Consider the following 25,800-nt stretch of genomic DNA (forward strand, 5'->3'; position numbering starts at 1 on the left):
CCGTCTCCTAGATTGACTCAATCAGTTTATAAATGTCTTCCACACGCCATGCGGTTGAACGCTCGCTCAGCTTTACGGGTTTGGGGTAACGACCATCACGTATACCTTCCCACCATGTGGTTTTGCTCACAGGGATTATTGCGGGAATAGGCGGGGTTGCCGTGGGGTCGCCGAGAATTTGCTTTAGCTTTACAAAGCCGGTTTCTGGAAGGTTGTTCATTGAGGTGTGCTCCTGTGCGTTATGGGGTAGGAGCATGCTCGCCTAAATGAAAAATAAGCTCGAAGATATTCGAGCGAAAAAAATTTGCGAATTTCTTTGCTTTTTTATTCTTTGCTTAAAGCTTTACGCACATCATCATAAGTGACGTCAAAATCGTCAATACAACTAGAAATGTCAGGTGTATTTGCACCACTATTCAGCACAATATTGGCTATTATCGCAATTGCTTTGTATAACTCTTTACTCAGCTCAAAACCGTTTTCTCTTAAGCAAAAGCCGAATGCACGGAGGTATTGCGTTTTGGTGTTATCTTTTCTTGTGCTCAAGGCTGCTCCAGATTTGCCCGTGTGATATGCGTAGCAATCTCTAGCGCTGCTTCCGATTTGCCCAACTATCGAAGAAACACTCGGCGATAGTGACCAGCTATAAACATTATCAAGGCCTTCCAGCAGCTTCTTCGCTTCCACACGCCAAGTAAGGTCAGCGTCCCCCATCGTGTGATTTATAAGCTCACGAAGGCTGGATAATTCAGAGTTAACACTTGGTATTGCCAAGGCGCTTAGCTTCGCAAGGCCCTCACTTAGCAGCCCCGCGTTTTTTTCGATCTGCTTGAGTAGTGCGACAGCTTTTTTAACATTGGCTCTTAATGTGCTGTAATCGAACAACGAAGCCGCTGCTTGTTCTATGAATATGCATTGCTCCTGTTCACTGACTGCATTCTCGTTGAGTATTTTCACCAGTTCTACCATTCTGGAGTCACTGGCAAGGCTTTCCCAGCATTTCAGGTCGATTCTTACTTGGTCAACTTCGCGCAACATATCGGCATATTTCAATCGCGCCACTTCCAGCTGATTAAAATCGTCCTGTTCCAAAAAGCGAGTCATCTGATCCTTCAGTGAAGCGCGCTCAGACTCTAACGAGTGTAATAACTGAACCAAACCTTCATGACCGTCATAGCCTTGTAGCCTTTGGGAAACCTTGTTTTGTAAATAGTCTGGAAGTGCGGATATTGATTTCATTACTCTGTAGCCGCCTTCGAAAATATGGAAACAACCTGACCATTGGATCGAAGCACGCCGAGATAATCAGCCCAGCGTTGCATCATTTTTTTTCTTTGCGGTAAATGCGTTGTTCGGTTATAGGCTCGACCCAAGCTGTCTTTCACTGCATGGGCAAGTTGGTGTTCAATTAAATCAACACGTTCGCCCAGAACTTCATCGAGTAGTGTTCGCGCTATCGCTCTAAAACCGTGGCCTGTCATTTCTGTTTTTTCGATACCCATGTTGCGAAATGCTGAGAGAATCGCGTTATCGCTCATCGGGCGACGAGGGCTACGTGCGGAAGGAAATACGTATTGCCAATTACCGGTTAGTAATTGCTGCTCTTTCAAGATTTCAATGGATTGGGAGCTTAATGGAACGATTAAATCTTCGCCCATTTTCATTTTGCTACCCGGAATTTTCCACTCAGCTGCTCCAAAATTGATTTCTGACCACTCCGCATGGCGTAACTCGTTGGGGCGAACAAATACGAGTGGTGCTAGCTTCATGGCAGCCCTTACCGTGGCGGTACCTTCATAGCCGTCAATCATTCGAAGTAACTGCCCGACTATTACTGGATCGGTAATGGCAGGAAAGTGTTGTTTTCTATGTGCTGGAAGTGCCTTTTTTAAATCGGGTGTAAAATCACGCTTTACTCTCCCCGTGGCCACTGCATAACGCAGTATTTGTCCTGTTACCTGTTTTAAGCGGTGTGCACTTTCAAGGGCCCCTCGCTGCTCTACTTTACGTAACACCCCAAGCAACTGCGTGGGTAGTAACTGCGAGATTGGAACTGTACCAACATAAGGAAACAGGTTTGCTTCCAGTGATCGCAAAACTTTGGCTGAATAACCTTCGCTCCAGTTTTGCGCTTGTTGCTCGTGCCACTCCCGCGCCACTGCTTCAACATGATTGCTAAGCGTTTGGATTTGCTCCAGCTTCTTGTTTTTCTTTGTTTGGGAGGGGTCGATACCTTCCAGTATCATGTCCTTAGCTTCTTCACGGGCTTTACGTGCGGCTTTCAGCGTAACGGATGGATATGGGCCTATAGTTAACAGTTTTTCTTTGCCACCAATCCTGTATTTCAATCTCCATGACTTGGTGCGCTTTCCTTCACCTGCTTTCGGGATAAACAGGTACAAACCTCCGCCATCACTGAGTTTTTGAGTCTTCTCTGTGGGCTTTGCTTGCCTGATTTTGGAGTCTGTAAGAGCCATGCCATTCACCAATTGGGGGTATCTGGAGGTACGGAACAAGAAAGTCGTTTAGTACCCCCAGCTATACCCCCAAACTTAACGGATGTGGGGGTACATTAACGGACGTCGTTGAATGGAGTATAAACGCAAAAAGCCCCGCAATGCGAGGCTTTAGGACGGTATAGGATGCTACCGAATGGGTGTTTGGTGGAGCCTAGCGGGATCGAACCGCTGACCTCAACACTGCCAGTGTTGCGCTCTCCCAGCTGAGCTAAGGCCCCATAGCTTTCCGAAGAAAACGGGTTGAAGACGGTGTCTTCTGAGGGGGCGCATTCTACCAATGTGCTCCCCCATGTCAACACTTTAGTTGGGTTAGCCTTCTACCTTGGGCTGGCCCAACTGGGCGTATTCTTTCTCGTAGCGCTTGAGCACCTTTTTACCGGCACCGCCCAGTATGTCTACGGCCTCGCGCAGGCGCACGCGGCTAAGGTCTGGGCCCAACAGTACCATGGCATCCATTACCGAGAAGCTGGCGGTAGAGCCGCTTATGGCTATAAACACGGGCGCCAGCAGGTCTTTCAATTTCAGTTCCATGCCCTCTGCTAGGGCTTTTAGCTCGTTGAAGATGCTGTCGCGCTCCCAGCTGCGTAGGTTGTCCATTTTCCACTGGGTAAACTGCAGTATTTTCTTCTGGGTTTCGATATCCAACTTGTTCGCGGCAAAGCTTGCTTCGTTTATGTCTAGTTTGCCCGTGGCCAAGAAGGCTACCGTGGGAATAAAGTCGCTTAGGGTTTCCATACGCTTTTTAACGTGGGGAATGGCCTTCAGCAAGCTGTCTTCGTTAAGCAACCAACTGGCGAGCTTTTCGGCCAATTGCTTGTCGGTGTGGTCTTCTCGTATCCACATGCCGTTAAGCCAGCTGAGCTTTTCTACATCGAATATAGGCCCACCGAGCGACACACGGGAGATATCGAAGTGGTTTAGCATTTCTTGCAGGCTAAATTTTTCACTTTCGTCGGGCATAGACCAGCCCATACGCCCTAGGTAGTTTATAACCGCCTCGGGCAGGTAGCCCATACGCTGGTAATACATAATGCTGGTAGGGTTCTTGCGCTTGCTCAGTTTGGTTTTGTCTGGGTTACGCAACAGCGGCAGGTGGCAAAATACCGGCACTTTCCAGCCAAAATATTTGTATAACAGCAGGTGTTTAGGAGCGGAGTTTATCCACTCTTCACCTCGTATTACGTGGGTTATAGCCATTAGGTGGTCGTCTACTACGTTGGCTAGGTGGTAGGTGGGCATGCCGTCGGATTTCATTAAAATCTGCGCATCTACCAACGACCAATCCAGCTCCATGTTGCCGCGCAATAAATCGGCTACGGTGCAGGTGCCCTCTTCTTCTGGCACTACCATGCGTACTACGTAGGCTTGGCCCTGGGCTTCGCGCTCGGCTTGCTCCTGTTCGCTCAGTTTCAGGTCTGAGGCTTTTAGGGCGGTATGAATGCCCGCTTCTTTGCGCTGTGCACGCAGCGTGTCTAACTCTTCGGTGGTGCGGTAACACTTAAAGGCATGACCCGCATCGAGCAGTATTTGTACGTGCTCTTCGTAAATAGTTTTGCGCTCGCTTTGGCGGTACGGCCCGTGGGCGCCACCTACGTCTGGGCCTTCGTCCCATTCCAGCCCTAACCAGCGCAGGGAATCTAATATGGCCTGCTCAGATTCCGGGGTTGAGCGGCTTTGGTCGGTATCTTCTATGCGCAAAATAAACTGGCCGCCGTGCTTACGTGCGAAACACAGGTTGAACAGTGCTATATAGGCGGTACCTACGTGGGGGTCGCCGGTTGGCGAGGGTGCAATGCGGGTTCTAACAGACATGTTTTTTCTCTGATGTTGGCCGGGCGCGAAGCCCAACCAAGCACTTTTAATTTAGGCGGGCAATTATACCCTTCGAAATTTAAAAACGGTAACTCAGCGCTATACCGCCGCCTTTTACCTCTACAAAATCAGCCGACTGATAATCGTAGAATAGCCCCAACTCAACGTGCTTAAACTGGAAGCCCCCTTCAATACCCAGATAGGGGTCAATACCCGTTTCAGTGCGGTTTTCTCGATCGTTACTGTTTCTTTCAGGGTCTATATTTACGGCATAGTCAGACGCCCAGCGCCCAAAACCAAGTTTAGCCCGCAGAAAGGTATTGTTGCTGTAGGCCCAAGTGTATGTGGGTAATACGTACAATATAGAGTGCTCTAAGGTTACATCTGTACCCGGTATCAAAGTAGAGAAAAAGTTGGCATTTACGTACTTCCGAGAACCCAACTCCACGCCGAAACCATTGGGGCTTTCATAACCAACTTTTAAGCCCCACGCAATAGCGATTTCGTCTGAGGGCTCTAGCTCGTTTACCTCCAAAGAGGCTAAGGAAAAATCAAAGCCAGCCCGAAATACACCCTTCTGCTCTTCTGTTTCTGCAAAAGCACTGACGGTCATAATCCCGCTCAGCACAACAACCAATGCTCGAAAACCATTTTTAGAGGTGATTTTAAATTCTTCCATAATTTTCCCTTCTAGAGTGTGTAACAATGTTTGTGTTAATGTTTGTGTTAATGTTTGTGTTAATGTTTGTGTTAATGTTTGTGTTAATGTTTGTGTTAATGTTTGTGTTAATGTTGTCTGCAATTTCAATAGCCACTATATTTACGCCGTATCTATGTAACTGATGCGAGCATAGCACGCCCTCAGGTAAGTAATTTATGAGTACTTCCATTATTGACTTTTTGCTCGAACGTCGTTCCCTTACAGCGAAAGACCTCTGTGAACCTGGGCCCAGCGATGATCAGCTGGACATAATACTCAAAGCCGGGCACCGAGTGCCAGACCACGGCAAAATAGGACCCTGGCGTTTTATTGTTTTCCAAGGTGGCGCCCGAAAAACTTTTGGTAATAAGCTCGCAAGAAAATTCGAAAAAAAACACGAAGACGCCACACAAAAACTGCTGGAATTTGAACGCGATCGTTTTTTACGCGCGCCGCTCGTTATAGCGGTAGTCAGTAGCCCTATAGACCACCCCAAAGTGCCTGAGTGGGAGCAAGTGCTCTCGGCCGGAGCCGTATGTCAGAATATTCTACTCGCCGCCCATGCGCTAGGTTTTGGCGCTCAGTGGTTAACCGAGTGGTACGCCTACGATAAGCGTATTAACAAAAAGCTTTCGCTAACCTCTGAAGAGCAAGTGGCAGGCTTTATTTATATCGGTAGTTATAAAGAGAAACCAGAGGAACGTAACCGCCCCGACCTGAATGAGCGTATTACTTTCTACCGTGGTAAAAAATAGCGCATTCGTGTCTCCGCTTTTATTTTCTGTTTTGTACTTCCCCCAAAACTACTTTACCTGTACTTAGCAGGTGAAGTAGCTTTGCGGCCTGTAGCTTGGCGCTAGATTCGTTAGCTAATGGTTCTTTTTGTGTATCTTCGGGCACACTAGTTTTGTGGGTTTTGGTGTATGGCGGCCACGGGAGTTAAATAATGCTCTCGGCATCAAGCCCACCACGCCGCTCCTCGGCAAGGTGCTCCTGCCTTGCTCTAATACATCACATCCATGTGATTATGTGCATCCTCGACAATTGCATCCTTTACGTACACTGCTCTCGCCATCCATGGCTTCGCAGCATACCGTCCATCCTGTACATACACTGCTCTCCCCATCCATGGCTTCGCAGCATACCGTCCATCCTTGGACGTAAAAAAGGCGGAGCCCAATTTGGGGTCCGCCGTAAGGAGTGTCGAGAGTTTTGGGGAGTTTGGTGTTACCTTTTGCTTACGGTAAATTAGAGGAGCCTACTCCCGTTTAGTTCCGAATTTTTTTGAGTTTTTTTACCGCCCTTAATAATTGGCGCCCGGCTACACATTTTTGCCGAAATTATCTCTAAAAGCTTTAAGCCAGCTCTACTCAGGAAAGAAACAACTGCTCAAACAATGCGCCGGTAATAGCGGTTAATGCCATGGCGGCGGCCCCCCAAAACACAACACGGATAATACCCGGCATCATAGGTGCGCCGCCAAGTCGGGTAGATAAGGCGCCAAGGAACACAAGCGACAACAAGCTTATGGCCGGTACGGCAATTAGCGGGCTTACATAACCCGCTAACAACGCGCTCAATAGGGGCAAAATGGCCCCTATTACAAATGCTAAGGCTGAGGCAAATGCCGCTTGAAACGGCCGAGCAGATGTTCGCTCTATAATACCTAGTTCGTCTCGGGCATGGGCATCTAGGGCGTCGTGCTCCATTAGCTGTATGGCAACTCGCATGGCTAGATCGGGCTTTAACCCACGCCCTTGGTATATGGCCGCCAATTCTTTGCGCTCGTATTCCACGCTTCTGGCAAGATGCCCTTTTTCTATTTCCAGGTCAGCCTTTTCGCTATCGGCCTGGGAGCTAACAGACACATATTCGCCTGCCGCCATAGACATTGCACCCGCCACCAAACCCGCCGTACCCACCAGCAATATCGCCTGCGCATCAGCCCCAGCCGACGCCACGCCAATAACGAGGCTAGCCGTAGACACTATGCCATCGTTCGCCCCCAATACCGCCGCGCGCAGCCACCCGGTGCGATGGGAGTAATGCTCGTTATTGAAAGTCGATTTATTCATACCCACTAGTTTATCGCAGTAGAAACAAAAAGGGCCGACCTAAGTCGACCCTGCTAAAAAATGTTATTGCAAAAACCTTACTGCATGGCGCGCAGCATCCAGGCGGTTTTTTCATGGATACGCATACGATCACCTACCAGGGCAGCCGTGGACTCATCGTCGGCTTCCTGTGCTATTGCCAATACGGCTCTACAGGTTTTAACCACTTTCTCGTGAGAGCCCGTTAGTATTTCGACCATTTGCGTAGCCTCTGGCACACCTTCCACCTCCTCTATGGAGGTCAGGCTTGCAAATGCTTTATAGGTCCCCGGTGCGGGAATATCCAACGTTCGAATTCGCTCGGCTATTTCATCAACGGCTGTTGCCAGTTCGGTATAGTGCTCCTCGAACATTAAATGCAGATCGCGGAATTGCGGCCCGGTCACATTCCAGTGAAAGTTGTGGGTTTGCAAGTAAAGCGTATACGAATCGGCGAGCAGCTTTTTTAACCCCCCGGCTATAGCTATACGGTTTTCTGAGCTAATACCAATATCAATTTTACCCATTGTTCTAACCTCCATAACGTGTGAATGGTTTACCCTGTTACGCCATGATATAAGCAACTGCTTAATCTCCGCGAATACTTATATATTACTCCGACCTTTCGATTAACCAAAATTATTAAACCTTAACCACTTAATAGATTTTTAATATAATGGTTTTATGGTTAGTAACCCCCCAAGCCTGCTGCTCATAAGCATAGATTCTGTATTCCCCCCATAATGGACTGGAGAGGAAGATCAAATTAGTCTTATATTTCAATTGCTTACGACACATCACCAAATAAATGTAGCCTTTTATAGCACAAACACCCAGCGGCACCGCCGTAATCCTACAGATTGACACAAAAACACAATGGAGAGGATGATCAGGCTCAAGCGGCTTGCTGAACGTGTGCCCCCCGCCCAATCGAGCGCCAAAACCCAAAAAGAAAGGCCATTTTGCGCTGCAACTCAACTCCGCTCGGCCAGCCACTCCACCAACATCATGACCATATGTAGACATTACTTCGCCTACATCTACACATAATGGTATAGATATGGGTATTATTCCTATATCTAGGAAGACCCATATTTAAATGTTATGAATTAACTACCTAATGAGAATATATTTATTAGCCATTTTGTTGGCCTCTGTATGTGTCAGAGCTGATATTCAGCAATTAAAGCAGTGGGCAAATCACAATGGTGATATATGTAAAATTGCTGTTGAGGGGCGTATTTTAAATAGGTTGGCTCCAGGTTGGGATGGCGTTGGAGAGCCAACTATTAGTACCGGAGAGGCGTTACGTCTTGCTAAGGAATACATTACGAAAAAATCGGGTAACTCACAGGTCTTGCCAGCATCTATAAAATATTACTCTTATCGGAATCTCGGAATGCGGTCCAATATTTGGATACATGAGGTACATCTGGTGGTTTTCAAAGATAGCAAGCCGATTGATAAATATTTAGTAGTATTGCCCAATGAGGATGTTGTTAATGGGGAGTGTATAAAAACATCATAACAAGGTTATTAACCATCGCCAGCGAGCTGGCTGGACCTCCGCTGCGTCGATTGTTCTGCGGTTTTACGCTACGCTACCGCAAAACAATCAACACAGTTCCGGCCGGTTATAACGACGTTATTTTTTTCTAAAAACTGCTAGGGGGTATATATTAAACAAATAGTATTATGTTTAATTGCATTTTTGGTTGTTGGTTGCACAACGTCTCCAGTTAAAAAAGAGCGTATATCCAATCCACATATGGAAGATGATTATAGAATTAAAAGCTCTGGGTTTATTGGCTGTTCTCCAGAAAGCATTGATGTAGTAAATATAGTGTATTCCGGAGCGGGCAGTTCAAAATCATGGCAGGCGGCATGTAAAGGCAAGGTGTTTTACTGCTCACAAATAGTAATAGGTGGTGATGCAGGCATAAGTTCGCAAGTCAGCTGCGTCGAAAGCATATAGAAAATAATTTAAAAAGCATAACAAATAAGGACATGTCGCGCGGAGACCTAACCCGCTTTCGCACAAAACACACGACCGGGTTTGTTAAATGACCTAGACATATGTGACCAGCTCCATCTCCTCGCCGCCCCAGAAAAACAGCTTACCTTCTAATTCATCAACAAGATTCGATGGGTAGACAACCATGTCTCTTCCCTCAATTTTTACTACACATGCCTCGTTGCTTTGTAAGCGCCCATTAACTAGGGTGTCTTGACATCCTTACATTTAAAATTCCACGGCAATAATTTTTCAAGATCCTCCATCGTCTCTGCGTAAGGCAATTTTTTCAACATATCCTTAAAATAACCATAAGGCTCAAGCCCATTCGCTTTTGCCGTTTCAATTAAACTGTAGTAAATCGCGCTGGCATTTGCCCCTTTCGGAGTATCACTAAAAAGCCAATTACGTCGACCAACACAAAAAGGTCGTATGGCGTTTTCCGCTAGAATATTGCTGATGGGGATTTCCCCCTGCTCGCAGTATAAGGTCAGCTTTTCCCACTGGTTTAAGGTGTAGCTAATAGCTTTCCACGTTAATCCTTCTTTTGATACCCGACTTTCATTTTTTTCTAGCCAAGTTTTTAGTGTGTTGAGTAAAGGGACGCTTTCCTGCTGTCGGGTTTGGATTTTTTCTTCGGCTGTTTTGCCTTGTATCTGGCGCTCAACCAGATAAAGCTTGTTGATAAGCGATAATCCCATGCGGGCCTTGCTGGGAGCTCTCGATTTTGCGTTAGCTTTTAAATCTTTGCTTGCTGCTTTTTCGGCTTCGTCAAACTTGCGGCGTGCATGATCCCAGCACCCAGCATGTTGGAGTTTCTGCTTTTTCACCACAGCATTGTAGCCAGCATAACCATCAGTTTGCAGAGCGCCATTAAACCCTTCTAACAGGCGCAACGGCACATCCTTACTTCGAGATGGATCATACTCAAACAAAACACTGGGATGATCTGGAGGCCCTCCACGGGTTAACCACATCCACTTGTCACTGGTTGCGCTCCGACCGGGTTCTTTGAGCACCTGAACGCGGGTCTCATCGGCTTGTATAAGATCACCATTCCATTGATGCTCTCGCATTAGCTTGATTAGCGGAGCAAGCTGTAACGATAAACGTATTAGCCAATTGGCCAGTGTAGTGCGTGTAACACTGCCACCATAGCGCCCCAAAATGCCTTCTAAACGATAGAGTGGCAACGCATCCATGTATTTAGCAGTAATGATGTAGGCCAATGTGTTGGTGCTGGCAACAGCTTTCGGTAGCGGGTGTTTAGGTAAGGGGGCAGAAACAATTCTACGCTTATTTTCTCCGCCAATATTTTTATCTTCGTCGTCGATAAAAATCGCTTTTTCTTGCATCAGTTCAATCACTTGAACCTGTGCCGGGATAATATCCAGCTCTTCTTTAACTTTGACAAAGTAGGTGTCGATAGCGCCGTCTTTTGCCTCATCACTGAGTTCAATGCGGTGCTGAACACGCGGTATAGTGGGATTTAGCCCTTTGCGGCCCGAGGGCTTTTTCTTCTTGGGCTCATCATCGGCTTCCTGCTCAACCTCTATGGCTTCTGCTTCATCAAACATCCCCAGCTGATTAGGCTGTTGCTCGCTACTGCGGCCATACAGTTTTTGTTTTTGTTGCCGAAGCAGCTCTTCCAGTACGGCAATTCGAGCTTTTTGCGACTGTATGACTTGAGTTTTTTTGCCAATGACCTGATCTTTTTCGTCAAGTAGATTTTCTTTTTGTTCGAGCTGCGTATTTTTTTCCAGCAGCAGATCGCGCCACGAACCTTCATCAAAAGTGGAGTCGCTATCGCTTACATTCTGAGTATTTGGAGGTGAAGTCATGGCGTGGATTATACCAAATTATCCCCCGCTATTTTTAAAATACTGTTTCGTAATGCAGTTTTTTATGGGGTTTCATCGCGCTCAGATCATAGCCATCCAGCAGCCAATTTAATTGTTGTCCGCTGAGGGTGATAATGTCATCCCCCTGCCTAGGCCACTTGAATTTTTCTTCGGCTAAGCTCTTGTAATACAGGACAAAACCGTTTCTTTCCCAAAATAGGCATTTGATTTTGTTGCGGCGCTTGTTGGTAAAGCCATAAAGGCGCCCTTCAAATACGTTATGCCCCAGCTCCCGCTCAACAATGGCACTGAGTCCATTAAACGATTTCCTGAAGTCTACAGGCTTTCGATAAAGGTAGATAACGGGTAGCGACCGCGAGGGTCGCATTACTTCGTTCATTGTAGCGTGCACATTAATGCGCTCACTAGCGGTAAGGTTTGTGTGCTTATCCCTTCGATTGTATGTCCGCTGGCCAGGCGTAAACTTAAACATTCAGCGCCGATGGCATTGGTGCTCAAAACACTAACTTGGCTAAAGCCTGTTGATTGCGCATCTGGGCTAAGTGCTTGGGGTTCATACTTGCGTTTGTAGTATGACAGCTGGTGAGCGACCAAGCCTTGCTCTCGGCAAAATTGAGAAAGTGGTAAACCAGATTCTCGCCATGCTTTGAGTTCGACCCGCCAGTCAATTGGGGGGGTACGCGTTTGTTTTTCCATAATGGACTCCTTGGTTAGGGGGGGCCATTATGAGCTGATGATTGTTGGCTGGGTATTACCCGGGTTAATGGGCGCTTACGTTGCTTTCTAGTATTTCACCGGAAATATGTATTGGCAACAACGTCATGCTCCATGCCGGAGGAGGTTCGTCGTTTACCTCTCCCTTTACAACTGCCAGGCGATACTCGCCTTGCGGAAGTAACGACAAAGCCTCGACATTCTTATCGAGGGTTTCTGATTGGATATTTAGACTACTTTCCATAAAAACATTTAACATTTGAATTAGGCCCATCAGCACGGCGCAATTCAGTCTCACGTTTTATACCCACACTCCAAAAAACCCTATCAGCACTGGTCATCGCATCACGCACCTGCCGACCACCTATGCGCAAGCGAATCTACGCGGTATACGTTACACTGCCGCCCTTCTTGATGAGCGGAACAATCGTCGCCATACTCAAACATTCCTGTGCTACAAATTTTTATCCGTGCTAAATTTTAGCACTCAAAGCACTGAAACAGCCGAAAATAGCACGTCAATCAACATGCAGAAATTGATAGAACCCCCCTTAAAACCAGCCGCAAGCCCAGTAAAGCCGGGACATTCGGGCCTCCACAGGTTTTGCGTTGCCCCGATGATGGAATGGAGTGACAGACACTGCCGGTACTTGTGGCGGTTACTGTCGAAGGAGGCTTTGCTTTACACCGAAATGGTGACCACAGGTGCACTATTACACGGTGACGTTACTCGGTTCTTAACCTACAACAACGAAGAACACCCCATTGCCCTGCAACTAGGCGGAAGTGACCCCGCGGCGCTGGCGCAGTGCGCAAAATTGGCCGAAGAATGGGGTTACGATGAAGTTAACCTTAATTGCGGCTGCCCCAGCGATAGAGTGCAGGAAGGTAGAATTGGTGCGGTACTTATGGCCGAACCCAATTTAGTGGCTGAATGTGTTGCGGCAATGCGTAATGCCTGCACTATTCCCATTACCGTTAAACACCGCATTGGCATAGACGAACAAGATGACTTTCCGGCTATGGCCAATTTTGTTGGAACAGTGGCGGCGGCTGGTTGCTCTACTTTTATTGTGCATGCGCGAAAAGCCTGGCTTAAGGGCCTAAGCCCTAAAGAAAACCGGGAAGTACCACCACTTAAATACGACCATGTTATTAGCTTAAAACAAGAAAACCCGCACCTAAACATTATTATAAACGGCGGTATTACCACCCTAGAGCAGTGTAAAAACCTGCTGAATACGCTAGATGGCGTTATGATTGGCCGAGAGGCTTACCATAACCCTTGGTTACTTTCACAGGTTGATGAGCAATTATTTGAGCACACGGCGCGCGAACTGAACCGCGCCGATATTGTGCGGACTTTCGCCCAATACTGTGAAGCCGAGATCAGCAAGGGCAATCGTCTGCATCATATGAGCCGGCACCTGTTGGGCCTTTATCACGGCCAGTACGGTGCGCGAATATTCCGGCGCTACATCACCGAAAACGCCAACAAACCGGAGGCACCGGCGCAAATACTGCTGGATGCTATGGATAAGATGCACAATGGCATAGCAAAATAGCGGCTCAATAAATTATCATACAATTAAGCAGCTCTTTACCAACCTAACGCCCCTCATATTGTCACTTTGACAATATGAGGGGCGTTAGCGGTTGTTTCCGTTATCGACACGCACGATAATGTGCGCCTTTAAAAAATGTACCTAGGTTTATGGGGAGTAACATGACCAACAAACTTGAGCAATTGAAGCAGTTTTCTGACGTTGTTGCCGACACAGGCGATATCGAAGCCATTAAGCGTTACCAGCCTCTGGATGCCACAACCAATCCATCTCTGCTCTATAAAGCAGCACAAATGGAGCAGTACGCTCCACTCGTGAAGGATACTCTGGCTTCCACCCACTCTATTGATGCCGCCTGTGACAAATTGGGCGTTGCCATTGGTTGTGAAATTCTTAAAATTGTTCCTGGCCGTGTTTCCACTGAAGTAGACGCACGCCTTTCATTCGATACCAATGCCAGTATCGAAAAAGCCAAGCAACTTATTGGTTTGTATGAAGCAGCCGGTATCAGTAAAGAGCGCGTATTAATTAAGCTGGCCTCTACTTGGGAAGGTATTCGCGCGGCGGAAGTCCTAGAAAAACAGGGTATTAACTGTAACCTTACGCTGCTATTCAGCTTCAGCCAAGCTGCTGCCTGTGCCGATGTAGGCGCCTTCCTCATCTCACCTTTTGTTGGTCGTATTCTGGACTGGTACAAAGCCAGCACGGGCCAAAATGAGTACGCACCGTTCGAAGATCCCGGTGTTGTGTCGGTAACCCGTATTTACAACTACTACAAGCAACACGGCTATAATACTGTTGTTATGGGCGCGAGCTTCCGCAACACGGGCGAACTCGAAGCGCTAGCCGGTTGTGACCGACTGACTATTAGCCCACAGTTACTGGGTGAATTGGAAGCCGATACTGGAAAATTAGAGCGCGCACTATCGCCAAGTAATTCCGGCGAAGCTATTGCCAAACTCATTGAAAACGAAGCACAATTCCGCTTCTCCAGTAATGAAGATGCTATGGCCACCGAGAAGTTAGCACAGGGTATTCGCGGCTTTGTCGCCGACCAGATTAACCTTGAAAACTTCCTTAAGGCACAAGCGTAATTCAATCACACAAAACCTATAGAGACCGAGCCCAGCCGTGCTTACAGCGATAAAATCTTTTTTTTCCTCAGAGCTGCAGGGCTCAGACGCCGGTACAAGCGAGCATCAACAGCAGCTCGCCTGTGCCGCCCTCCTTATAGAAGTTGCGGTTGTAGACCAAGAGTTCGACGCCTCAGAGCTTAAAACCCTCACCGGTATCCTCGAACAGAAATTTGGCATCAGTGCAGAAGAATGCTCCACCCTCATTACGCTGGCACAGGCGGAATGCGAACAGGCAACCTCCATGTACCAGTTTACCCAGCTGGTGAACGACTCCTGCACCCCAGAGAACAAGTTTGAGCTGATTAAAGGCATGTGGGCCATAGCCTATGCCGATGGCGACCTCGACAAATACGAAGAGTACGTTGTGCGCAAGGTCTCTGAGCTAATCTATGTAAGCCACAGCGATTTTATTCGTGCAAAACTTGCTGCCCGCCCCTGATCTAGGACACAGATCAAACCAAACAGAAATTCTGGCGCCTCAATTGTGCTATACCTAAGGAGACTACCTGATCACTTGAGGGTTTCCGGTGTCCGACCAAACTACCGCTCAAACATCGAACCGCTACAAACTTGAGTTTGAAGATAAAACATCGCGCCTAATGGGGGTTGTAGAACCCCCCAATACTACCGACGACGATAAGGTTGCCGTGCAGCAACCTATTACCCTGCGCTCACTCAACGAGCACCTTGAAACCGAAGGTTACCAAAGCTACTTCTACTACAGCAACAGTGTTGAGCTATTTCTGCGTAAGATTCAGCGGTTTGAATCTGGCCGCTATCCACTGGCGGAGAAACGCGATGCCAAAATGTCGGTGTCAATATCCCACGACAAATCTACTGCGCGAGTGCAAACAGATAAAGCCTACGGCGGCACAGAATTAACTGAGGCGCTGATTCTAGAAAAGCTCGATAAAGCCAAAATTGACCACGCCAGCATCGATAAAGAGAAGCTGACTCTGCTCACCACAGCCGACGAGCCCGTAGACCTTATAATCGCCAACGCCATTCCCCCTGTACATGGCACCAACGCTACCCTCGACGCAACACTGGACAGCAAAGTACTCTCTAGCCGAGACACGGACAGTAAAACCGCCATCGATCAATTGGACGTTTTCGAGTTTGCGGTAGTTAATCCCGGGGACCCGGTAATGAAAAAAACGCCGGCTACGGCCGGTGCCGACGGCATGGATGTTCAGGGGAAAAAAATACGCGCAAACCCCGGTAAAGACCTGCAATTCAGTAAACCTTATGAAGGTGTAGAACCTAAAGAAGATGACGAAAACACCCTTATTGCCACAATAAAAGGCCACCCGGTTTATACCACTACAGGTGTTAAAGTTGATGCACTCATGATGATTGAGAGTGTAGACATCCACAGCGGGCACATAAACTACGACGGCTCTCTTATGGTTAAACACAATATTGAAGCCGGTTTTAAAGTAACTGTATCCGGCGATATATTTGTAAAAGGTACCATTACCAAAGCCCATGTTCACGCAGGTGGAAGCATAAACGTAAGTGGCGGTGTAAATGCCGACGATATAGATGATGAACACAACTGCTACCTGGAAGCTGAAGGAGATATTAGCGCTAAATACTTTCACCACACCAACGTGCATTGCAAAGGTGACATACACGCCGCCGAATATCTTATGCAGTGTAGAGCCTTTGCCCAGGGAAGCGTTAACGTGGGTCAGGAGCGTGGGCGTGGCTGTATTATCGGTGGGCACACCTCGTCTAACTCCAGTATTAACGCAAAAATATTAGGTAGTGAAGCATACTTAGATACCATTGTTACGTTAGGCAGCGACAACGATCTGCATAAAGAAGCCGCAAGTCTTAGGCATAAACTAAAAAGACGACAACGAGAAGAAGAGCAGCTCTCCAATATACTTAAAAAAATACAAGACCAGGAAAAACCGACTAATATCGGAAAGGTAACACTCGACAAAGCTCGAAAAATTGAGAACACGGTTAAATTACTGCAAGAGCGCGTTAACGCTATGAAGGAGCGATTGGGGGAATTAGAAGCACAGTTAATTCCAACCAATGAATTGGCTGTGCGCATTACTAATCGAATTTTCCCAAACGTACTCATTACGATTCTCGGCCAACCGTGGTCCTGCGAGGAGACTAGGCGCCACTGCGAAATAAAATTACAGGGGGAAAAAATTGTGATGGATAATTTACAGGATTGATTTATGAACGTTGCAGACATAATGAGCCGCCAGGTACACACCATATCGCCCAACGAAACACTAGCGGAGCTGCGCAATATATTTTCTGAGGTAAGTTACCGACACTTACTGGTAGAGGATGAAGGTAAATTGGTAGGCATCATTTCAGACCGCGATGCTTTAGCCTACCTTAGCCCTTTCCTTGGCACAGAAACAGAAAGTGAATCAGACAGGTCGCTGCTGAATCTAGAAGTTTGCGAATTTATGTCCCGAGACCCAATTACCGTCGACACCGAGACCACCATCGATACAGCCTCCATTCTACTGCTTGAAAATGCCATTTCTTGCCTGCCGGTAATAAACGACGAAATGAGCATTGAGGGAATCCTAAGCTGGAAAGATATTCTACAATTTCACATTTATGGCATAGACAACACATTGGAAGATTAAGGGCTCCTCGCTTAGTACATCTTGAACTAGACTTGATAAGACCCTATTTACCGGAGTTCCCCTAGGCATGTCGTTACTTAAAAACGTCTTCTCTAAGAACAAAGAAGAATCAGCGAACCCCGACCAATGGAACGTCGTTCAACCTAAGCTATTTACCATTGCCGATGCCCAGAAAGCTTACTACGGCTACCTGTACCCTAAAACAACCGAAAACCCGTTAACCCTGCCACAAAAACTCGTTGTAGACATGGTTAAAACCTCCTTGCAAAAACAGGAAGTTCGCAACAAAGCCGTGCCACGGCTACCCAGCGTTATTCCGCGTTTACTGCGTAGCTTACGCGACCCATACAGTTCTGGCCGCGACTATGTGAAGATCATTGATAAAGACCCGGTGATGAGTGTAGCTGTGCTAAAACTTGCCAACAGCGTGTACTTCAACCCTATCGGTGCACGTATAGACGACATTGAAAGAGCCGTTGTAAAACTGGGTATTGAAGGCCTTCGCTCGGTGCTTTCAGCCGCGGTAATGCAACCTATCGTGCAGCGTGAATCAGCCTATTTTTCGCAAACCGGGCAAAAAATGTGGCACCACTCATTAGCGTGCGCGGTTGCTTGTGAATTAATTGCCGAACACCGCGGCTTAGAAAAATTTAAAGTTTACGTCATGGGCCTAGTACACGATATTGGAAAAATTACCGTTTTTAGCGAACTCTGTAAACAATTTAAAATGAATGGCGAAAATGTAAACCCCGGTTTTAATGCGTTCACTCCCGTTATGAATGTTCTTTCACCAGCGGTAAGTTATTGGGTGGCCAAAGACTGGGCCTTACCAAAAGATATCTGTAAGGCCATCGCTGAACAACTAAACCTGCAGGAAGGACATAAAATAAGCCCGTATGGGCATGTACTCTATCAAGCCAACATGGTCGCAGAATGCCATGCAACCATTCGAAACCAAAATGAACGCCAAGCACAGATGGTACTGCAAACGCTAGAACTGCCAGAGGACATTTATGATAAGCTGGATATGCTAACGCGCGAATACTGAAGGCTGCCAAGTTTCAATGAAGCTTACCCCCCGCGCCACCAAATCTTGTGCTTTTTTTACATTCACAACATCGTACACGAACCATTGCCAACGGCCCTGCCAAAGCGGTTTAGCGCTTTCTGTAAGCTCAATATAATCAATAATAAGGTATTCTGGCTGGACTCTTTGTGCCTGTAAGCGCGACTGCTCACCAAAATCGTGCAGCACCCAACCAACTCTAAGACCTGACATGCGTCTTGCTAACTCAACCATCGGCAGGTCGTAACTAATAATGGTGCGGCGCTCACCCAGTTTTTCGCTTTGCGCTAAAACCGCTCTAACAAATGTCTCACGACTAAAATAATGGAGCGACTCTTCCTTTAACTCTAAAAAAACCTGAACAGGGAACTCGGCGATAGCGTCGACCAGTCGCGATAATGAGGATAGGTAACAGGGGAAATGCCGTTGGCCGAAACGGTTCGGTTCGTGCACGCTAATTTGTTCGAGCAAATCGGCGTTGTGCTCCGGCGCCATAGCCCCCCAATCAGCCGTACGCATTGTATTTAAGTCGTGTAGCACCATACAAACGCCGTCGCGGCTCATTTGCAAATCCACTTCAACGGCATCGGCACCGAGCGATATGGCAGATATGACTGAATCTATTGTATTCTCTGGAAACTCTGCCGGATTCCCCCGGTGACCAACAATTTTATAGTGCGAATTTAAATCGGACACCGGATTTTACTTTCTACTTTATCGAGGTAGAACTGGTACAAAGCGTCATGTACTGAGGGCTTGAGGGATGGCAGTTCACTTACCGAAACATTCCCGCTAATTTGCTCGACCGAACTAGCGCCCGGAATAATGGTTGTAACCGCCGGTTGATCGAGGATCCAACGCATCGCAAACTGTGCCATTGTGTAATGACTGGGTTTCATGGTGGAAAGTGCTTCCACAAACGCTAAACCCTGGGAGAATTCGATTCCGGAAAAGGTCTCTCCTACGCTGAAGGCCTCGCCATCTTTGTTGTAGTTGCGGTGGTCGGTTTCGGCAAAATGCGTGGTCGCTGAGTACTTACCACTGAGTAATCCGCTGGCTAAGGGCAGCCGCACAATAACTCCGACGTTTTTTTCTGTCGCGATATCAAACAACTGTTCGATTGGACGCTGGCGCAATAAATTAAAAATAATCTGAAGGGAAGCGAGATCTTCTTGCTCGCAACAAATCAATGCCTCTTCCATGCGCTCAACACTGGCGCCAAAATGAGCGATGTGCCCTTCCTGCTGAACTTCCCGTAACCAATCGAATATTTCTCCACGCTGTAATACCGCCGTTGGAATACAATGCAATTGCAGAAGATCTATCGAGTTTCGTTGTAACCTGTCTTGCGCTCGTCTAACCGAATCCCTAAGGTCACTTAGCGTGTAACCATCAGGATAGGTACCGGGCCCACGGCCATATTTTGTCGCTATCTTTATTTCACTACTGGCACCAGCCAAGGCCGCACCTAGATAAGCCTCACTTTTACCCGCGCCATAGACATCGGCTGTATCAAAAAATGTTACGCCTTGCTCTAGGGCCGCGCCAATGATTGCATTGGCGTTGTCGTCGCTTATAGGGCCAAAATCCCCGCCTAATTGCCAGCAGCCAAGCCCAACTTCACCTACTTCAAGGGTAGAGCTGCCCAAAATTCGCTTTTTCATTCTCAATATCCGCACTAACTAATAATTGTTTACGCAGTATCTCCGAAGCTCGCGTTCGAGGCTCGGTGTTTTGTCACAGAATAGATTAAACTTCGTAACAAATGAAAACCTAACCCATCGGCCCCTCTTATGATGACGACCACGGCTATTCCGGGCAGAACTTTACACGCTCTACTGCTCATTGCACTCATTTTTTGCTCCAACACGACACACACCGACACCCCCAACAAACCCCCATGGAATGCGCATAACGCTGCCGTGTCTCTTACCTACGACGACGCTCTAAATGTACACTTGGACACAGCCGTACCGGCTCTGGAGGCTCGTGGGTTTCGGGGAACATTTTACGTTACAGCCTACGCAGAACCTTTTCAAAAACGCTTGAATGATTGGCGGCAAATCGCGAACAATGGGCACGAGCTAGGGAACCACACGCTTTTCCACCCCTGCCTGGGTAATATTCCCAACCGTGAATGGGTAATGCCGCACCGTGATCTGAGTAAATGGAGCAAGCAACAGTTTCTCGACCACGTACAAATGACCAACACCGTTCTCGAAGCGGTAGACGGTAAAAAACAGCGAAGTTTCGCTTACACCTGTGGAGATACAACAGCTGGCGGCGAATCGTTTGAAGAGGCTATTGCTAACCGTTTTATTGCCGCTCGAGGGGTTAGCGGCAACAACCAAAAGTTCACTGAAATCAATTTCGGCAATCTCGCTGCTCATGCCGTAGCCAATGATTCTGCGGAACAATTGATTGCGCAGGTTGATAATGCTATTACCAATAATGCTTGGGTAATATTGTTATTTCACGGCGTCGGTGGCGAACATAGTTTAGATGTTTCAATTAAAGCCCATGAAGTATTACTGAACTATTTAAAAACCAAGCAGAAGACCGTATGGGTTGCACCGGTTTACACGGTAGCATCCTACGCAAAGCAAGCACAAAAACCGGAGCATTAAGGCACCACGGCTGAATATTATTGAGGCCTATCCTTTTCTATTAAAAAAGGCTGTATTACTGATACCCAAATGCCAGTCTCACAGCCTGATAACCTTCGGGATCATATTCTCTAAGCTCGCCTCCATCAAAAGGGTAATAATAATTACCAACATGGATAATTTTGGATAGCTCAGCAAAGTACTCTCGCTCGTTGGTTAGCGCATAGGCCTTCGCAATAACTTTTCCACTTTTTGTTTTTACATTGCGATATCGCCCCTGCTCTATCGTATTTTTATAGGCCTTATTTACTGACCGGTAGATGTTTTTCCAATGGTAATAGTAGTAAGCATGACTTAACTCGTGAACAGCGGTCATTAAAGCCCGATTTTCTGAATACCGCTCTAAATAGTCCTTGGCTGACCTGACAACAATAGCATTGTCAAAGCGATCGGAAATACTATTGCCCTTTCTAAAATACCATTGCCCTCCTCTGCGACCACCCTTTCGAGATTCATCCCCACTAAAAATGAAATACTTAATGCCGTCAAATTCAGGCTGAGCATGCAAAGGAAAAGCCGATATCGCTCTAACAATGGTTTTGTCGAGTTTGCTGGCAGACTGCTGCAGCAGCTGAGGGTGGTTATGAATAAGCTTGCTTTCGGCAATAATATTAATTGTATAACCGGGGATTTTCTCGTAGGCGCGAAAAGCGTAATTGTAATACTCTTCGCTTACCGTAGCCCCATATTGTGAATGCATATTGATAGAATCGAAAGTAATCGTTTCTACTTCCGCATCGACCTTCCCGCCAAAAGCTTTGCAGTTTAATTTACTGTCGGTATAAACTTTTTTGCCGTTATGGCCAATGCAGCTAAAAATAGTTTGCGCGTTCACGCCAGCGGAACATAAAAGCATGAGGGTTAACACGTACTTCAAAAGCGAATCTCCGTACAAATCCGTTTCAGCAATGCCTTAGGGGCAGCTGTATTAAGGGCAGCGCCATTAAATCCTTTCTATAAGTGGCGGCCCTGCGACCGCCACTGTTTCTCTCCTAGCTTGAGGCAATACCGTACGCCTCCTAATCCACAAACACCCGAGCATTACGGAACAATCGCATCCAAGCGCTATCCTCGCCCCAATCTTCTGGGTGCCAAGAGTTACACACCGTTCGGAATATACGTTCGGGGTGCGGCATCATAATCGTTGCGCGGCCATCGACTGAGGTAAGGCCCGTTATACCCAACGGCGAGCCATTCGGATTTGCGGGGTAATCTTCAGTAACGGCTATTTCGTTATCAACAAAGCGCATGGCAATAGCGTCACTTGTTTCACAGCTAAGCTTGGCCGTGTTACCGGAAAACTCCGCACGCCCCTCGCCGTGTGCGACAGCGACAGGCATGTGGCTTCCGGCCATACCCGCCAATAAAACCGAAGCGGTTTCTTGAATTTGAACAAGGCTAAACCGCGCCTCGAACTGCTCAGAAAGGTTGCGCACAAAGTGAGGCCACTGTTCTGCACCGGGAATTAATGACTTTAGATTAGACATCATCTGACAGCCATTACAGACACCCAGACTAAAGGTGTCGCTTCTGTGGAAAAAACCCTCAAACTGCTCGCGCGCGCGCGGGTTAAACAGAATTGTTTTTGCCCACCCTTCACCCGCTCCAAGTACATCGCCGTAGGAGAATCCGCCGCAGGCGGCTATGCCTTTAAATTGATCTAGCGAAATACGACCGGCAAGAATATCGCTCATATGCACATCAATGGCAGAGAAACCGGCTCGATCAAAAGAGGCGGCCATTTCCAAATGACTGTTCACGCCCTGCTCTCGTAATATGGCAACCTTAGGGCGCACACCCGTACTGATGTAAGGTGCGGCAATATCAGCAGCTGGATCGTAGCTTAACTTGGCACTCAAACCCGGATTCGGTTTAGCGATGAGTGCAAATTCCTGATCAGCACAGTCTGGGTTGTCACGCCGTTTCTGAACGTGATAACTAGTTTTAGTCCAAAGCTCCTGCAGCTGAGCACGCGCGGCGGTATAGATTTCACTGCCCTGATTATTAATGCTGAGCGTTTCATCAGCCGTAACACTACCAATATTGGACACCATACCGGCTAGCCCTGCATCGGCAAAAATTTGCATAACCGCAGATACTTTGTCGACAGCGACTTGAACAACCCCCCCCAGCTCTTCGTTAAACAGGACTGCATGGCTATCTTCACCCAGTGGGGTAAGGTCTATATTTAAACCACTGCGGCCCGCAAAGCTCATTTCTGCCAAGGCTGCAAACAGTCCACCATCGGATCGATCGTGATACGCTAGCAACAATTCATTCTGCAAACACAACTGCATAGCATTAAAAAACGCCTTTAGCTGCTCGGCACTGTCGGCGTCTGCCGGGGTCTGCCCAATTTGGTTGTACACCTGCGCAAATATAGACGCGCCTAAACGGTTCTTACCCTGCCCCAAATCGATACAAATGATGGCACTATCAACGTTGGTTTTTAATTCTGGCGTTACCGTTTTACGCACATCCAGCACCGGCGTAAACGCCGTGATAATTAATGACAAAGGTGATGTTACCGCTTTATCTTCACCCTTCTCACCCTGCCAAGCCGTACGCATAGACATGGAATCTTTACCAACCGGTATGGTGATACCCAGCGCCGGACAAAAGTCCATGCCAACCGTTTCTACGGTGCGATAGAGTTTTTCATCTTCACCCGGATGGCCAGCGGCACACATCCAGTTAGCTGAGAGACGAATATCGCTGATCTTTTCTATGCGTGTTGCGGCAATATTGGTAATCGCTTCGGCTACAGCCATTCGCCCAGACGCAGGCCCATCGAGTAAAGCCGTCGGCGTTCGTTCTCCAAGGCTCATGGCTTCGCCGGCATAACTGTCGAAAGACACCGTAGTCACCGCACAGTCGGCTACCGGTACCTGCCAGGGCCCAACCATTTGATCACGCACGACCTGCCCGGTAACCGAGCGATCGCCGATGGTAATCAAGAATTGCTTACTGGCAACACTCGGGTGCTGAATAATACGCTCTGCGGCTTCACCAAGCGAAATAGCACTGTAATCGAATGCTTTGGCCTGCAGCGCTTTCTTATCGGCCGTGCGATGCATTTTGGGTGGCTTGCCAAACAATACATTCATCGGCAGATCAACAGGTTTAGCGTCAAAGTGCTTATCGTTAACAATCAGTATTTTTTCGTCCAGAGCTTCACCCACTACGGCATAGGGGCAGCGTTCGCGCTTACAAATAGCTTCAAAAATAGGTAGCTGATCGGGCGGTACCGCCATTACGTAGCGTTCCTGAGATTCATTACACCAGATTTCTAACGGCGACATACCGGGTTCGTCGTTGGGTACGTTACGCAACTCAAAGCGCGCCCCACAGCCGCCATCTTTCGCTAATTCCGGGAAAGCATTAGAAAGACCACCTGCACCCACATCGTGAATAAAGGCGATAGGGTTTTGCTTGCCCAACTGCCAACACTGGTCAATAACTTCCTGGCAGCGTCGCTCCATTTCGGGGTTTTGACGCTGAACAGAAGCAAAATCTAAATTTTCAGAGGACGAGCCAGATGTCATAGATGACGCAGCACCGCCGCCAAGGCCAATTAACATAGCCGGGCCACCGAGTACGATTAGCTGCGTACCTGCGGAATATGTCGTTTGCGCAATATGCTCTTCCTTTATATTGCCGTAGCCACCGGCCAGCATAATGGGCTTGTGGTAACCGCGGTGCTCGCCGTCAAAATCTTCTTCAAACGTACGGAAATAACCACAAATATTAGGGCGGCCAAATTCGTTATTGAAAGCTGCCCCACCAATTGGACCTTCGCTGATGATGTCCAACGCGGAAACAATGCGGCCGGGTATACCGTAATCGCTCTCCCACGGCAGGTTGTAGCCCGGTATCTGTAAATTCGACACGGTAAAACCGGTAAGCCCTACTTTTGGCTTAGACCCCTTACCTACCGCGCCTTCATCTCGTATTTCACCACCGGAACCGGTTCCCGCACCCGGAAAAGGCGCAATTGCAGTGGGGTGGTTATGGGTTTCAACCTTCATAAGCAAGTGAATAGGCTCTTCATGATAAGCATATTCACGAGAATCGGGATCGGGGTAAAAGCGACCACCAACCGTACCTTCTATAACCGACGCGTTGTCGGCATAGGCGGAAAGCACACCTTCGCCACCCTGCTCATAGGTATTTTTAATCATTTTGAACAAAGAGTGAGACTTTTCCTCTCCATCGATTGTCCAGCTGGCGTTAAAAATCTTATGACGACAGTGCTCTGAGTTGGCCTGGGCGAACATCATCAGCTCTATATCTACCGGGTTCCGCTGTAATTCGGTAAAGGACTCGGCTAGATAGTCAATCTCATCTTCGGCAAGCGCCAGCCCCAACTCTGTGTTGGCTAGCACCAGAGCCGCACGGCCACAGCCAAGCACATCAACCTCTTTGGCTGGCCTTGGCTCATTGCGCTCAAACAATACAGAAGCAGCCTGCAAACCCGGCAATACCTGCTCTACCATACGGTCGTGCAGTTGCGGAATCACTGTACCTGGCGGTACGCCACCGTCTATAACGTAGGCCACTCCGCGCTCTATTCGTTTTACATCAACTAAACCCGCATTGTGGGCAATATCCGTTGCTTTTGACGACCACGGTGATATCGTGCCGGCGCGCGGTACCACCACGGCCAAAAATGAACCACTTGGCCCGGATTGTGCAATAACCTCCTCCGAACTCAGGCCCTTATCTTCGACAGAAGACTTTGGCCCATATTCAAGCAGCTTTTGCAAAACAGCCATTTGTTGCGTAGACAAATCGCTGTCTATGTCGACAAAGTGGACATAAAACGCACTAATCCGGTTAACACCGGGGTGAATTGTTTGAATCTGGTTTTGCAATTTATTGATGCGAAAGTCAGATAGAGCGGGAGCGCCACAAAGGGTCAACATCTTAGGCTCAGGCCTCGTTCAGGTTGGTGATCAGATAATAGATGGGTGTCGAAAAAGGTGAGCATTGTACTTTATTCGACATTTATTAGGGAGTGCCAGAA

Annotated in this window: 24 protein-coding genes and 1 tRNA gene; 9 read left to right on the top strand and 16 right to left on the bottom strand. The window is 47.7% G+C overall.

The window, feature by feature from the left end:
* Positions 1–7 precede the first annotated feature (7 nt).
* The 6 genes from H5336_RS20670 to H5336_RS20695 form a co-directional block, all read right to left on the bottom strand.
* Positions 8–220 (bottom strand): helix-turn-helix transcriptional regulator, encoded by a 213-nt coding sequence (locus H5336_RS20670; RefSeq protein WP_185236356.1) that lies wholly within the window; start codon positions 218–220, stop codon positions 8–10.
* A gap of 104 nt (positions 221–324) precedes the next feature.
* Complete coding sequence (locus H5336_RS20675; RefSeq protein WP_185236357.1) at positions 325–1,239, bottom strand: hypothetical protein; 915 nt, start codon at positions 1,237–1,239, stop codon at positions 325–327.
* Complete coding sequence (locus H5336_RS20680) at positions 1,239–2,477, bottom strand: tyrosine-type recombinase/integrase (RefSeq protein ID WP_185236358.1); 1,239 nt, start codon at positions 2,475–2,477, stop codon at positions 1,239–1,241. Before H5336_RS20680 ends, H5336_RS20675 begins: the two co-directional genes overlap by 1 nt.
* A 184-nt stretch (positions 2,478–2,661) precedes the next feature.
* Positions 2,662–2,737 (bottom strand) — tRNA-Ala (locus H5336_RS20685).
* A 91-nt stretch (positions 2,738–2,828) separates the two neighbouring features.
* Entirely contained in the window at positions 2,829–4,331 is a 1,503-nt protein-coding gene (gene gltX, locus H5336_RS20690) for a glutamate--tRNA ligase (RefSeq protein WP_185236359.1), read from the bottom strand.
* A gap of 79 nt (positions 4,332–4,410) precedes the next feature.
* Entirely contained in the window at positions 4,411–5,010 is a 600-nt protein-coding gene (locus tag H5336_RS20695; protein ID WP_185236360.1) for an outer membrane beta-barrel protein, read from the bottom strand.
* Between the two features lie 197 nt (positions 5,011–5,207).
* Between H5336_RS20695 and H5336_RS20700 the strand changes: the two genes are divergently transcribed.
* On the top strand, positions 5,208–5,786 hold the full coding sequence (locus H5336_RS20700; protein WP_185236361.1) for a nitroreductase family protein: 579 nt from the start codon (positions 5,208–5,210) through the stop codon (positions 5,784–5,786).
* A 615-nt stretch (positions 5,787–6,401) separates the two neighbouring features.
* Here the strand turns inward: H5336_RS20700 and H5336_RS20705 are convergent.
* Positions 6,402–7,106, bottom strand: a complete 705-nt coding sequence (locus H5336_RS20705) for a VIT1/CCC1 transporter family protein (protein WP_185236362.1) — start codon at positions 7,104–7,106, stop codon at positions 6,402–6,404.
* A 77-nt stretch (positions 7,107–7,183) separates the two neighbouring features.
* Positions 7,184–7,651: a Dps family protein gene (locus H5336_RS20710; RefSeq protein WP_185236363.1), complete on the bottom strand. Its 468-nt coding sequence runs from the start codon at positions 7,649–7,651 to the stop codon at positions 7,184–7,186.
* 593 nt (positions 7,652–8,244) lie between these two features.
* Between H5336_RS20710 and H5336_RS20715 the strand changes: the two genes are divergently transcribed.
* A complete protein-coding gene (locus H5336_RS20715) occupies positions 8,245–8,652 on the top strand; it encodes a hypothetical protein (protein WP_185236364.1) in 408 nt (135 codons plus the stop codon).
* Positions 8,653–9,341: 689 nt separating this feature from the next.
* Here the strand turns inward: H5336_RS20715 and tnpC are convergent.
* The 4 genes from tnpC to H5336_RS20735 form a co-directional block, all read right to left on the bottom strand.
* Positions 9,342–10,979, bottom strand: coding sequence for an IS66 family transposase (gene tnpC / locus H5336_RS20720; RefSeq protein ID WP_221628031.1), 1,638 nt, complete (start codon positions 10,977–10,979; stop codon positions 9,342–9,344).
* A gap of 34 nt (positions 10,980–11,013) precedes the next feature.
* A complete protein-coding gene (gene tnpB / locus H5336_RS20725) occupies positions 11,014–11,379 on the bottom strand; it encodes an IS66 family insertion sequence element accessory protein TnpB (RefSeq protein ID WP_185233961.1) in 366 nt (121 codons plus the stop codon).
* Positions 11,376–11,696 (bottom strand): IS66 family insertion sequence element accessory protein TnpA, encoded by a 321-nt coding sequence (gene tnpA / locus H5336_RS20730; RefSeq protein WP_185233959.1) that lies wholly within the window; start codon positions 11,694–11,696, stop codon positions 11,376–11,378. Before tnpA ends, tnpB begins: the two co-directional genes overlap by 4 nt.
* A 64-nt stretch (positions 11,697–11,760) precedes the next feature.
* Entirely contained in the window at positions 11,761–12,012 is a 252-nt protein-coding gene (locus H5336_RS20735) for a hypothetical protein (protein ID WP_185236365.1), read from the bottom strand.
* Between the two features lie 319 nt (positions 12,013–12,331).
* Here H5336_RS20735 and dusA point away from each other — a divergent pair, with 319 nt between their 5' ends.
* The 6 genes from dusA (at position 12,332) to H5336_RS20765 (ending at position 18,090) form a co-directional block, all read left to right on the top strand.
* On the top strand, positions 12,332–13,279 hold the full coding sequence (dusA, locus tag H5336_RS20740; protein WP_246439510.1) for a tRNA dihydrouridine(20/20a) synthase DusA: 948 nt from the start codon (positions 12,332–12,334) through the stop codon (positions 13,277–13,279).
* Positions 13,280–13,440: 161 nt separating this feature from the next.
* The gene (tal, locus tag H5336_RS20745; RefSeq protein WP_185236367.1) at positions 13,441–14,373 is read left to right on the top strand and encodes a transaldolase; all 933 of its coding nucleotides are present in this window, start codon (positions 13,441–13,443) and stop codon (positions 14,371–14,373) included.
* A gap of 37 nt (positions 14,374–14,410) precedes the next feature.
* Complete coding sequence (locus H5336_RS20750) at positions 14,411–14,854, top strand: tellurite resistance TerB family protein (protein WP_185236368.1); 444 nt, start codon at positions 14,411–14,413, stop codon at positions 14,852–14,854.
* Positions 14,855–14,942: 88 nt separating this feature from the next.
* Complete coding sequence (locus H5336_RS20755; protein WP_185236369.1) at positions 14,943–16,613, top strand: flagellar assembly protein A; 1,671 nt, start codon at positions 14,943–14,945, stop codon at positions 16,611–16,613.
* A gap of 3 nt (positions 16,614–16,616) precedes the next feature.
* Positions 16,617–17,042 (top strand): CBS domain-containing protein, encoded by a 426-nt coding sequence (locus H5336_RS20760; RefSeq protein ID WP_185236370.1) that lies wholly within the window; start codon positions 16,617–16,619, stop codon positions 17,040–17,042.
* Between the two features lie 67 nt (positions 17,043–17,109).
* Entirely contained in the window at positions 17,110–18,090 is a 981-nt protein-coding gene (locus tag H5336_RS20765) for an HDOD domain-containing protein (protein ID WP_185236371.1), read from the top strand.
* On the opposite strand, the gene H5336_RS20770 is transcribed toward H5336_RS20765, so the two are convergent.
* The gene (locus H5336_RS20770; RefSeq protein ID WP_185236372.1) at positions 18,073–18,804 is read right to left on the bottom strand and encodes a glycerophosphodiester phosphodiesterase family protein; all 732 of its coding nucleotides are present in this window, start codon (positions 18,802–18,804) and stop codon (positions 18,073–18,075) included. The genes H5336_RS20765 and H5336_RS20770 overlap by 18 nt on opposite strands.
* Positions 18,792–19,772 carry an aldo/keto reductase gene (locus tag H5336_RS20775; protein WP_185236373.1) on the bottom strand — a complete coding sequence of 327 codons (981 nt, stop codon included), beginning with the start codon at positions 19,770–19,772 and terminating at the stop codon, positions 18,792–18,794. Before H5336_RS20775 ends, H5336_RS20770 begins: the two co-directional genes overlap by 13 nt.
* A 129-nt stretch (positions 19,773–19,901) precedes the next feature.
* On the opposite strand from H5336_RS20775, the gene H5336_RS20780 reads away from it, so the two are divergent.
* Complete coding sequence (locus H5336_RS20780; protein ID WP_185236374.1) at positions 19,902–20,735, top strand: polysaccharide deacetylase family protein; 834 nt, start codon at positions 19,902–19,904, stop codon at positions 20,733–20,735.
* 55 nt (positions 20,736–20,790) lie between these two features.
* Here the strand turns inward: H5336_RS20780 and H5336_RS20785 are convergent, their stop codons facing one another.
* A complete protein-coding gene (locus tag H5336_RS20785) occupies positions 20,791–21,651 on the bottom strand; it encodes a DUF4124 domain-containing protein (protein WP_185236375.1) in 861 nt (286 codons plus the stop codon).
* A gap of 142 nt (positions 21,652–21,793) precedes the next feature.
* Complete coding sequence (purL, locus tag H5336_RS20790; protein ID WP_185236376.1) at positions 21,794–25,699, bottom strand: phosphoribosylformylglycinamidine synthase; 3,906 nt, start codon at positions 25,697–25,699, stop codon at positions 21,794–21,796.
* Positions 25,700–25,800 lie beyond the last annotated feature (101 nt).

Origin of the sequence: Teredinibacter franksiae (assembly GCF_014218805.1) — a bacterium.
Lineage (GTDB): Bacteria > Pseudomonadota > Gammaproteobacteria > Pseudomonadales > Cellvibrionaceae > Teredinibacter > Teredinibacter franksiae.

Bases quoted from the DNA above. Each gene is read 5' to 3' on its own strand.
- H5336_RS20670 (WP_185236356.1), bottom strand. From the start codon at position 220: ATGAACAACCTTCCAGAAACCGGCTTTGTAAAGCTAAAGCAAATTCTC.
- H5336_RS20775 (WP_185236373.1), bottom strand. From the start codon at position 19,772: ATGAAAAAGCGAATTTTGGGCAGCTCTACCCTTGAAGTAGGTGAAGTT.
- H5336_RS20695 (WP_185236360.1), bottom strand. From the start codon at position 5,010: ATGGAAGAATTTAAAATCACCTCTAAAAATGGTTTTCGAGCATTGGTT.
- tnpA (WP_185233959.1), bottom strand. From the start codon at position 11,696: ATGGAAAAACAAACGCGTACCCCCCCAATTGACTGGCGGGTCGAACTC.
- H5336_RS20705 (WP_185236362.1), bottom strand. From the start codon at position 7,106: ATGAATAAATCGACTTTCAATAACGAGCATTACTCCCATCGCACCGGG.
- dusA (WP_246439510.1), top strand. From the start codon at position 12,332: ATGATGGAATGGAGTGACAGACACTGCCGGTACTTGTGGCGGTTACTG.
- H5336_RS20780 (WP_185236374.1), top strand. From the start codon at position 19,902: ATGATGACGACCACGGCTATTCCGGGCAGAACTTTACACGCTCTACTG.
- H5336_RS20680 (WP_185236358.1), bottom strand. From the start codon at position 2,477: ATGGCTCTTACAGACTCCAAAATCAGGCAAGCAAAGCCCACAGAGAAG.
- purL (WP_185236376.1), bottom strand. From the start codon at position 25,699: ATGTTGACCCTTTGTGGCGCTCCCGCTCTATCTGACTTTCGCATCAAT.
- H5336_RS20765 (WP_185236371.1), top strand. From the start codon at position 17,110: ATGTCGTTACTTAAAAACGTCTTCTCTAAGAACAAAGAAGAATCAGCG.
- H5336_RS20675 (WP_185236357.1), bottom strand. From the start codon at position 1,239: ATGAAATCAATATCCGCACTTCCAGACTATTTACAAAACAAGGTTTCC.
- gltX (WP_185236359.1), bottom strand. From the start codon at position 4,331: ATGTCTGTTAGAACCCGCATTGCACCCTCGCCAACCGGCGACCCCCAC.
- tal (WP_185236367.1), top strand. From the start codon at position 13,441: ATGACCAACAAACTTGAGCAATTGAAGCAGTTTTCTGACGTTGTTGCC.
- H5336_RS20760 (WP_185236370.1), top strand. From the start codon at position 16,617: ATGAACGTTGCAGACATAATGAGCCGCCAGGTACACACCATATCGCCC.
- H5336_RS20710 (WP_185236363.1), bottom strand. From the start codon at position 7,651: ATGGGTAAAATTGATATTGGTATTAGCTCAGAAAACCGTATAGCTATA.
- H5336_RS20715 (WP_185236364.1), top strand. From the start codon at position 8,245: ATGAGAATATATTTATTAGCCATTTTGTTGGCCTCTGTATGTGTCAGA.
- H5336_RS20700 (WP_185236361.1), top strand. From the start codon at position 5,208: ATGAGTACTTCCATTATTGACTTTTTGCTCGAACGTCGTTCCCTTACA.
- tnpB (WP_185233961.1), bottom strand. From the start codon at position 11,379: ATGAACGAAGTAATGCGACCCTCGCGGTCGCTACCCGTTATCTACCTT.
- tnpC (WP_221628031.1), bottom strand. From the start codon at position 10,979: ATGACTTCACCTCCAAATACTCAGAATGTAAGCGATAGCGACTCCACT.